Below are 9,285 nucleotides of genomic sequence, written 5' to 3' on the forward strand. Positions count from 1 at the left end.
AACTAGCCTGACACCGGGGGATTCCGGGAGCCATTCGACGAGATGTTTAGCAAAACCATCATGCCGCCACGCCTTCAGCGCATAGCGTACGTCAAAGCCGGAAAATGAGTGCAGCAGACCTTCTTCGGTGCTTGCATGAAACTCGACAAGGAAGGGATCTGGCCGCTTTTTATAGGGTTTGGCTGTAGCCGTTGACTTGTCATCAGCCGACTCTAATAGCTGCTTCAGGTGGGCCAGGGCCGGTTCCCGCAGAATGATCTTCGTCGATGCTGCAGTTTTCACGTTGGCCGTGGCAGCCTTGTCAGCCATCTCCAAGAAATCATCGTAAATTGCCTGCATCTGGGTATTGTTGGGACGGTTCCCGAAATCCTCAGCAAGCTTGGAAAGGGCCTTGATGTTGACCGCTTCCAGTGCTTCCACATCACCGTAGACCTGCCAGACGGAGTTCTCTGCCCAGTAGGCGAAATTCCGATTTTGTGGGGAGATGAATGTCTTGAATTTCCGTAGCAGAACTTTGCCTCGGGCTGTGGTGGTGTCAGGCAGAACCCTCTTGTCCAGCTCCGTTTTGAAACCGTCGAGAATCTTCGCGACGTCGCGCTTGGTCACGATTCGGAAGCGAGCAAGGCCTGGGCGCACATCGCACTTCAGCGATTTGTGAAGCAAGGACGAGTTTGCTTTGGTGCCATCCAGCTCGGTCACCTCGTCCATATTCCATTTGTGGTCACCCTCAGTCGTCTTGACCTGAATGTACTCGTTGACGAGCTGACCCCCGCACTGGAATACGACCACGATATCGTCGGCGGTCTCGCACTCTACCTGGGTGTAACTGCTATCGCGCAGCATCTTGAAAATGAAGCTGACGGCTACATGATCTTGATACTTGAAGCCTTGCCTCGCAGCGGGCCCACCTTTGTTGCCCCCGGTGTCAGGCTAGTTGTCGCCTCTCCAAATTCCTAAAAGCATTTCGGGGGCGGCAAGAGTATGGTCATGCCTTTCTATTCACCTGAACGTAAAGCCGCGTTGCTGAAAATGATGCTTCCGCCCCTTAGCCTCTCTGCCAAAGAGGTCGCGCGTCGTGAGGGTTGCAGCGATTTTTCTCTTTATCAATGGCGCAAACAAGCGGCTGCCCGAGGCACTCAATTGTCCGAAAAAAATCAACCAGTAGAGAACTGGTCAGCCGAGTCAAAACTGACAGCGATCATCGAAACATCAGCACTGTCGGAACTGGAAATGGGCGAATATTGCCGCCGAGTGGGCATTTTCCCTGAGCAGGTCGCCGCTTGGCGCAACGAGTTTATTGCTAACAGCACCCATCAGCCGATCGGTAGAAAAGCTGATGCCGCGCAAGTGCGGGGAGACAAGAAACGCATCCAACAACTGGAACGTGAACTGCGCCGCAAAGATGCCGCTCTCGCTGAAACGGCGGCTCTGCTGGTGCTGCGAAAAAAGCTCAATGCCTACTGGGGAAGCGACGACGAGGACAACTGACCTTGTTGCCAGAACGGTATTTGCTCGTGGGTTGGCTCAACGAAGCCATCACGGCGGGCGCCCGTAGGGCGCCTGCTTGTCAGGAAGTCGGCATTTCGCTCAGGACGCTGCAACGCTGGAGTTTACCGTCCGAAATCCTCGCCGATGGCCGTACGACAACGATCAGGCCCATACCCGGTAATGCGCTCAGTGAACTGGAGCGCCAAAACATCCTGGTGCTGTGCAACAGCAAGGCCTACGCCCATTTACCGCCAAGTCAGATCGTGCCGCAATTGGCAGACGAAGGGCGTTATCTCGCTTCGGAGGCCACCTTTTATCGGGTGCTCAAGGCTGCGGGCCAGCAGCAACACAGGTCACGAGCCAAGAGACCACAGCATCATGCGGCACCGACGACGTATGCCGCGACGTCGGCCAACCAGGTGTGGTCCTGGGACATTACCTATCTGCCCACGCCGATTCGCGGGCAGTTTTACTATCTCTACTTGATTGAGGACATCTACAGCCGCAAAGCCGTGGGCTGGGAGGTCTACGAAGTAGAAAGCGGAGAAAAGGCGGCGGCACTGCTGCAACGAAGCGTGAATCAGGAAAAGTGCTGGCAGCAGCCGCTGGTGCTCCACTCGGATAATGGCGCGCCCATGAAGTCGGTGACACTGCTGTCCAAAATGTACGATTTGGGCATTACGCCTTCGCGAGGACGACCTCGCGTCAGCAACGACAACCCTTATTCCGAGTCGTTATTCAGAACATTGAAGTACTGTCCGCAGTGGCCCTTGGGCGGATTCGACAGTCTGGATGATGCGCGTGTCTGGGTTCGGGATTTTATGGTCTGGTACAACACCGTGCATCGCCATAGCAGCATCCGCTTCGTCACGCCGGCCCAGCGTCATGAAGGCAAGGACAATGAAATCCTCGCCCGCCGTGACACTGTTTACAGATTAGCTAGAGCGAAAAAACCTGGACGGTGGTCAGGAGAAACACGTAACTGGAGGCCAGTCGGGACGGTGTATCTGAACCCTGAAAGAGAGCTTACTGTGATCGCAAAAGTGGCATAACAAAACGGTGAACGCGACAACTACCTTGAAAAACGCCGGAATTTTCCCTCAAGGCGAGCGAGATCGTGAACATCCTCGCGCACAATGCCGAAGCCATCTTGGCACGATCCATCAATGCGTTTACCGACAGCGAACTGCCTCGCGACAGGCTGATCGCCGAACTAATCCTCCACGCCATCCTGCGTAGCCGCCAAAACAGCGAGCCTGTCGCGTGCAAGGTCTTCTACAAATCCTCAGGCAAGCTTTCCGAGTTTGGCAACGCTCACATCGTGCAGATACCTGGCCAGGACGATCAGTTATGGCTCGGGCTCGCGCGCCTAATCCAGGCAGGTGCCATGGACGCGACCCTGGCACAGATCTGCGGCGTCCTAGACGCCACCATATCGGAGACGGTGTTGTCGTCGGAACGCGAAATCATTATCAACCTGCGCGAGCCCCTTCACCATCAACCGAAAGCGGACGCCTTCAATCAGGCACTGCACAAAAACTCGCCAGTCGATGACATGATGAACGTCCTCTGCTTTCCCATCCTGTTGACCTACGACAGTCACGCACTCTCGTCAGGTTGGCTCGCTGATTACGTGAACCATCTTAGAAAGGAGATCGAGGCCCACTTCAGCACCTTCACCAAACAGCTGCCACAGAACATCAAGCAAGTGAAGGTCATGGTCTTCCTCGTGCCGATGGAAAGCATCGAGAAGCTGATCAATGAATTCAATACCCGGTGCAAAACACTTGGAGACCTGCAGGCATAAGCTGAGGCCTGTGTTCGATCTGCACGGCTGAAAACACTACAGGGTGAAGGCATGCCGAGCTGGTTAAGCCGGCTTCGGTGAACTCAAGGAACGATGCGGTAATGAACTACGAAACGATCAAGAACAGCCTGGCGAACCTCAGCGATGAAGGCGCTTCGACAGTCGATGTGCTGCTTGCCATCAACGCTATCGTCAACAGAAGCAACGCTGAGTGGGAAGGACGCGACCTGGTGATCCGCGCGCTCGACAAGTTCGCGCTTTTTGACGTAGTCGAACAATCGCTCTTGCTCAACATGGTGCGAGCCGTTGGGCTCTTTCCTTACATCACGCCACATCTGAGCAACATGGCCCTGTCTGACCGCTTGGCTTACGAGGCTCACAGGGTTGAGGGTGTGGAACCAGGCATGGTGTTTCATCACCTTCAGGCCCACGTTTTCAGCTTGATCATGCAGGGCCGAAACGTCGTCTTGAGCGCCTCCACCAGCGTCGGTAAAAGCTTGGTCATCGACGCGGTACTTGCCCAGCGCCGGTTCAAGAAGGTAGTGGTGATCGTTCCTACCATCGCGCTGATTGACGAAACCCGGCGCCGCTTGGTCAAGCGCTTCAGAGACTTCAACCTGATCACACACCCCAGCCAGGAAGCCGTGCCCGACGTCACCAACGTCTACCTCCTGACGCAGGAGCGCGTTATTCAGCGTCCTGATCTGGATGATGTGGAGTTCTTCGTGCTGGACGAATTTTACAAAATCGATTTGGGAGGCGATAAGGATAAGAGCACACGCGCCGTCGATCTGAGCTTGGCATTCCACAAGCTCGCAAAGACCGGAGCGCAGTTCTACATGCTCGGGCCGCACATTCAGAAGATCTCTGGGTTGGACGGTTACGAGTACCATTTTATCCCGTCCGACTACAGCACCGTCGCGGTCGATATCCAGAATTTCAATCTGGGCATGCGTTCAGAGGAGCGAACACAGAAACTCCTGGAACTGGTCAGGACGCTGGAGTCCCCTACCCTGATCTACTGTCAGGCGCCGGCAAGCGCAAACAGGGTTGCAGAATATCTGATCCAGGATGCCGGGTTGACCCCGGTGCCAGAGACGCAGGAAATCGCTGCATGGATCTCCAAGCATTACCACCCAGAATGGAACGTTGCCAAGGCGATCGCCCTAGGTATCGGAATACACCATGGCGGGGTGCCTCGCGCGCTGCAGCAATACATCGTCAAGCTGTTCAACGAAGGCGTCATCAAGCGAATCATCTGCACATCGACGATGATCGAGGGCGTCAATACCTCGGCTGAGAACGTCATCATTTACGACCGCCGCCTCAAAACGTCGACGTTCGACTACTTTACCTACAAGAACATTTCCGGGCGCGCTGGTCGCATGAACAAATACTTCATCGGCAAGGTGTTTATGCTCGAAGCCCCGCCTATTGAGCAGGGACTGACGGTCGAGTACCCCATCGGCCACCAGGATGAAACCTCACCTATCGGCCTGTTAATGCAACTGGAAAACGAATATCTCACGGACATGTCGAGAGGCCGTCTCCAAGAAGCGTATGCCAACCCGGTGCTGTCACCGGCCACCTTGATCGAAAACCGCCACATCCCTATCGAGCGTCAGGTCGAGGTCGCGAAAACGATCATCACTGACCTTCCTGACAGCCATGAGTTGTTAGGCTGGAAAGGCATTCCTGAGCCGAACCAACTGAATTACTTATGTGAGCTGGTCTACATCTTGGAAGGTAAGAACCTGATGGATTACCTGATCTCGTCTAGTTCTCAGTTGGCGTGGCACATCAATGAACTTCGAAATCAGAAAAACTTGCCGGACTATCTGAGCGAAGCGGTAGAAAATCGGTGGGAGAATGTCTCGGCGAGTGAATCCATTAACCTGCGCCTGAAATTCATCAGGAATATGGTGTGCTTCAGATTACCCCGGGACATCATGGCGATTCACAAAATTCAGGTCGACGTGCTGGAGCAACACGGGTACGAGCCTGGAGACTTCAGCTTTTTCGCTGAACAACTGGAGAACATGTTCCTTGACCCCCTGCTCACCGCACTGGACGAGTATGGAATTCCCACTCAGATTTCAACCAAGATCAAGCACCTGATTTTGCCATCAGAGCACCTTAATGATTTGCTGGCAAAACTACGGTCGCTTGCCCCTCGGGTGGAGAGCCTTCAACTTACCCCCTTTGAGAAAGGCCTGATGCAATGGGCGGTCGCGGAAATGTAATGATGGAAGCGATGGACGCGAGCGCTGCAGTAAAGCGCGCCGAGATTCTGGTCTTCCAGCGATTGATAAGTTTGCCGACTAAATCTACGGAGCGGAACGACAATGCCAAACCAACTGGTCATCAAAGGTCAACTTTTTTCATCCCAGACGGAGGCGGAGCGCTTTTTTTATGCAATTCGTGACAAAAATCTCGTAGAGGGTGGAGACATTCAAGGCTCCACTGAATTCGATCTGCTCGAAGACCTGTACGTCCGGTATTGCAAAGCGACCAACTGGCCAACACCCGGACATCCTGTTGCCTTTTACGCGCGCAATATAGCGCGTGGGGTTGGCGCCCACGGTGGCACTACGCAGGGCTTTGTCGTGAAGTTCAGTGATGGTAGCGAGCAGGAATTTTCCATAAAGAAAGCCGTTAAAGCTGTGGCCACGTAATTACTCCTCCCGACTCAACGAATGTTCTTCTGGTCATCTCAAGACAAGACTACCAACCCATGTCGTACGCACTGATCGACAATGCCACACTCACAGCCGCCCAGCGCGCCACCGGTGCGGTAGCAGTTAAGACCAGCGATACGATCAACGGAGATCTGTGTGTTTTGGAGAACCTTCTGCAAGGCAATCTCTTCTACGATGATTTTCTCTGCATAGACAACTACAAGCCTGAGCATAGAGACAGTCGGAAACAGCATCAAGACGGCGCGACCTACACATCAGAGGCCTCAGTGGGCCTGCGGATTTGATTTGCTCTGAGGCGCTCATCAAAGATCACCACAATGCCAGGGAAGTAACGGTGCCCATCAACGTAGTCGGGACTTCCCAGCTTCGGGAAAATGTAGGCGAACTGGGTGGGTTTCAATGACCATCCTGGGAAATAGGGCTCATCCGTGAGCCAGCGATTCAGCGAGGCCTTGACCTTGTCAGGACAGATCTGAACCCGCTTGCCTGCACCGATCCGAACCTCGCTCAAGGGGATGGTAGGCACAACGAATGTCACTGCGAATCGGCGATTAGCCTCCCAATGGCCAAGATCCCCCGTGTCATCCCATGCCGCTTTCAGGGCCTTGTTCATATAGGTTTCCCCATCCGCCCTGACGCCTATCCGCTGTACGGCCTGTTTGGCCTCGATGGCGATACTCTCTTCTGGGTTGCGAATGAACAGATCACAACGACCATTGCGCAGGTGGCCCTCATCCACGCCAGGCGTGAGTGTCCGCATGCGCTTGATGGTGCTGAATTCCTCAAGCGCGAACCAGTCCTTCAATGTCCAAGCAGCTCCTGCCAAGACGCTCAGCGAAGCGCGCTCGTTGTACCACCATGGATTGTCTTTAAACGCTTTGGTGTAGCGTTCGACAGCTTTGATCCAGGCGGTCAGAAGCTTCTGAACAGATTCGTCATCATCATGGGCGTGGACATGCTTGAGGGTCTTCAACTGCTGCACCGCCTGCTCCTTGCGCAAAAGCGCACGCTAACACAGGGCAGGCAGAGCTTGTGTAATTTAGATAGCTTGTAAAGTGTTGCCGCAGAACAGCGCCGAACTGTTGGCCGCGCTGTTGGCGAAGGGCGCGCTTCGTAGACGTGTGCGTTGTGCCCATGGTAGGCGTGATGACGCCTTGCACCACACAGCACCAGCCCGGTGCCGACCTGGCGCAGGTCATGGGGTTGGACATGGCCGTATTATGCCAGCTCACCAGTGACCGCTATTTCCAGCAAGTGTCGACGGCAGTGATTCTGAAAGCCATAGACGAATTTGCACCGGATCATGTCACCCAACTGGCGAAGTTGACGAAAGGCGACATTGTTAACGAAGCCGAACGGCTGAACGATGATACCGGCAGGATGCCCGTTATCTTCCGAGCCGAAGGCCCGCAGCAGACTGAGCAGGATGTGACGACGCAAGCGGACGAAGAGGCGACTGAGGAAGCCGCCGCCATGCGGGCTTAAACATTAGCCGGGTGCTTGCCAACTGCAAGCAAGCACCCTCGTTATAGCCCATGTACTTCGCTGTTCAATCAGCACCGGTTCCAAGTCAATTCCGCCTTGAGGCGGAAATCAAAAACCCGGTCATGGTAAATGGCCGTGCCCGATTGAAGATCTGGCATCAACCACTATGAGTTGGCTAATTAGCCCCCAGCATTTGCACTAACGAAGTAATCAAACCCTGCGAATGATCTTCATCGCAAAGAGCAATAGCATCCATCTCAGCATCTCTCGAAACTTTATAAAGGCTGTCTTGCGCGATTAATACTCCCGCTTTACACATGACGTCAATAAAATCCTCATAAGACCTTTCTGAAACCAAGCTGCTATGAGCTTTGATTTTATTAAGACTTAATGGAGCAAAGCCAAGCCCTTGCCGCATTGACTTTAGGATTTGTTTAACATCAGATTTTGAACGCAATAAAGTCTCCGTTCTTTTATCTTCTCCAGCGTGCAGGAGATGCCTCATTCCTTCATCAAGACTGCAATTCACAAAGATTTCAGACCTCACATTTTCCCTCTTAAAACTTGAAGAACAATTTGAGAATGAGCAGTCTATAAAACGAGTACTATCGTTAGTCTTGCAGTTGAAAAAACCTTGAAAATTTCTAAAAACACTTTGCTCAACCGTGCAGTCAGAAAAATCAATCGATGGAAAGTCGGACAAGATACAAATTCCGGATATTATATTTTCCGTATGAATTCTTTCAATAGTAGAGCGTCTTTCTGAGGCCGTTTTCGGCCCCCAATACTCTATCATAAATGCATGAAGCTCATGGATAGCCTTTTCAGAAGTGATATTTCTACCACTCTTTTTTAATTCACCAAAAATAAACTTTACTTTGTGCTCGATCTCTATTTCTGATGCGTCGGCCTTGTGTAGTTTTGAGCACAACCGCTCGATCAACCCGAAGTTCTCGTTTCTTGCATTTCCCAAAATTGACCTGACAGTTATTGCATCGGCGGTGACTGCAGAATCGCTCTTAGAAAACATACTGTACAGTTTATTCAATAATATGTGAGAAACATATTCTGGGTGAGAAACGGATGTTGACGAGTTTTTATTTTCAAATAAAAAAAATTTCAGATATGAAGCCCTGCGTGGAGGCGAGGTTTGTCCATTCTTCTGAAGACATATTTCAATGTAGGTCTCAAAGTACTCATCATCCATTGAGTTTTCTTGCTCTACAACTATCTCATTTAATAAGTCGTAGTAATCATCAACGGATATATGGAGTGATTGCTTCTCTATTTCACGCAGCAGTGCCCTGGCCAAGCAATAGTCGAATGGTTCATTGACCTTGAGCCTCTCAGACTCTATTACTTGATTCTCCCAAGGCTCTTTCTTCGTGGATATCAAGAACTGACGCACTACATGAAGGAGGTATGGGTTAACCAATCCATCTTTATTCTTAATTTGAGCAGAAAAATCTTTAATTTTTTTCTTTATCTCCTGCTCGTCTTTTTCTGTGTAGTCATCAATATCGGTAGCAGAAAAACCTTTTATGAAGAGTGTTTCTGAGCCCTTAGTCTTTATGAACCGTGATGCATTAGAATCGCGCGACGTCATCAAAACTCGGCATGAATTCAAGGACTCGTTTAGATTTCCGATGGACTCAAGAAAATCATGCATCTTGAATTTCTCGCCTAACGCTGATTCAATCTCGTCAATCCCGTCAATCATTAATATGATTGAGCCGCAGCTTAGCGCAAGTGAAAATGTCTCATGAGATATGGGCCGCATCTGCCCAGTAATATTCTTTGCATATT

At 51.8% G+C, this 9,285-nt stretch carries 7 protein-coding genes and 2 pseudogenes; 6 read left to right on the plus strand and 3 right to left on the minus strand.

Translation table 11 applies throughout. The annotated features are described in order from the left end of the window. Nucleotides 1-900, minus strand: a pseudogene (locus tag HX812_RS28175) (DUF4297 domain-containing protein); the annotation flags it as partial. Between the two features lie 87 nt (nt 901-987). Here HX812_RS28175 and HX812_RS28180 point away from each other — a divergent pair. The 5 genes and pseudogenes from HX812_RS28180 (at nt 988) to HX812_RS28200 (ending at nt 6,278) form a co-directional block, all read left to right on the plus strand. Continuing rightward, nucleotides 988-2,540 (plus strand): IS3 family transposase gene (locus HX812_RS28180; RefSeq protein WP_178949136.1). Its coding sequence is split into 2 segments (ribosomal slippage): nt 988-1,450 and nt 1,450-2,540, totalling 1,554 coding nucleotides; the frame shifts between segments, so codons are not numbered across the junction. Nucleotides 2,541-2,587: 47 nt separating this feature from the next. After that, nucleotides 2,588-3,295: pseudogene (locus HX812_RS28185) on the plus strand (DUF1837 domain-containing protein); the annotation flags it as partial. 101 nt (nt 3,296-3,396) lie between these two features. Then, nucleotides 3,397-5,538, plus strand: a complete 2,142-nt coding sequence (locus tag HX812_RS28190; protein WP_038848061.1) for a DEAD/DEAH box helicase — start codon at nt 3,397-3,399, stop codon at nt 5,536-5,538. Between the two features lie 102 nt (nt 5,539-5,640). After that, a complete protein-coding gene (locus HX812_RS28195; protein WP_038848057.1) occupies nt 5,641-5,970 on the plus strand; it encodes a hypothetical protein in 330 nt (109 codons plus the stop codon). Between the two features lie 59 nt (nt 5,971-6,029). Then, a complete protein-coding gene (locus tag HX812_RS28200; RefSeq protein ID WP_235165474.1) occupies nt 6,030-6,278 on the plus strand; it encodes a hypothetical protein in 249 nt (82 codons plus the stop codon). Here HX812_RS28200 and HX812_RS28205 read toward each other — a convergent pair. Beyond that, nucleotides 6,242-6,976 (minus strand): hypothetical protein, encoded by a 735-nt coding sequence (locus HX812_RS28205; protein ID WP_038848054.1) that lies wholly within the window; start codon nt 6,974-6,976, stop codon nt 6,242-6,244. The two genes, HX812_RS28200 and HX812_RS28205, sit on opposite strands and share 37 nt — an antisense overlap. Before the next feature lie 164 nt (nt 6,977-7,140). On the opposite strand from HX812_RS28205, the gene HX812_RS28210 reads away from it, so the two are divergent. After that, nucleotides 7,141-7,479, plus strand: a complete 339-nt coding sequence (locus tag HX812_RS28210) for a hypothetical protein (protein WP_038848053.1) — start codon at nt 7,141-7,143, stop codon at nt 7,477-7,479. A 175-nt stretch (nt 7,480-7,654) separates the two neighbouring features. Here HX812_RS28210 and HX812_RS28215 read toward each other — a convergent pair. Next, the coding region (locus tag HX812_RS28215) for a hypothetical protein (protein ID WP_178949137.1) at nt 7,655-9,285 on the minus strand (1,631 nt) is incomplete at its 5' end.

The organism is Pseudomonas sp. IPO3749 (assembly GCF_013386605.1).
GTDB lineage: Bacteria > Pseudomonadota > Gammaproteobacteria > Pseudomonadales > Pseudomonadaceae > Aquipseudomonas > Aquipseudomonas azotoformans_A.

Coding starts and splice junctions, on each gene's coding strand:
- HX812_RS28190 (WP_038848061.1), top strand. CDS start 3,397: ATGAACTACGAAACGATCAAGAACAGCCTGGCGAACCTCAGCGATGAA.
- HX812_RS28195 (WP_038848057.1), top strand. CDS start 5,641: ATGCCAAACCAACTGGTCATCAAAGGTCAACTTTTTTCATCCCAGACG.
- HX812_RS28200 (WP_235165474.1), top strand. CDS start 6,030: ATGTCGTACGCACTGATCGACAATGCCACACTCACAGCCGCCCAGCGC.
- HX812_RS28210 (WP_038848053.1), top strand. CDS start 7,141: ATGACGCCTTGCACCACACAGCACCAGCCCGGTGCCGACCTGGCGCAG.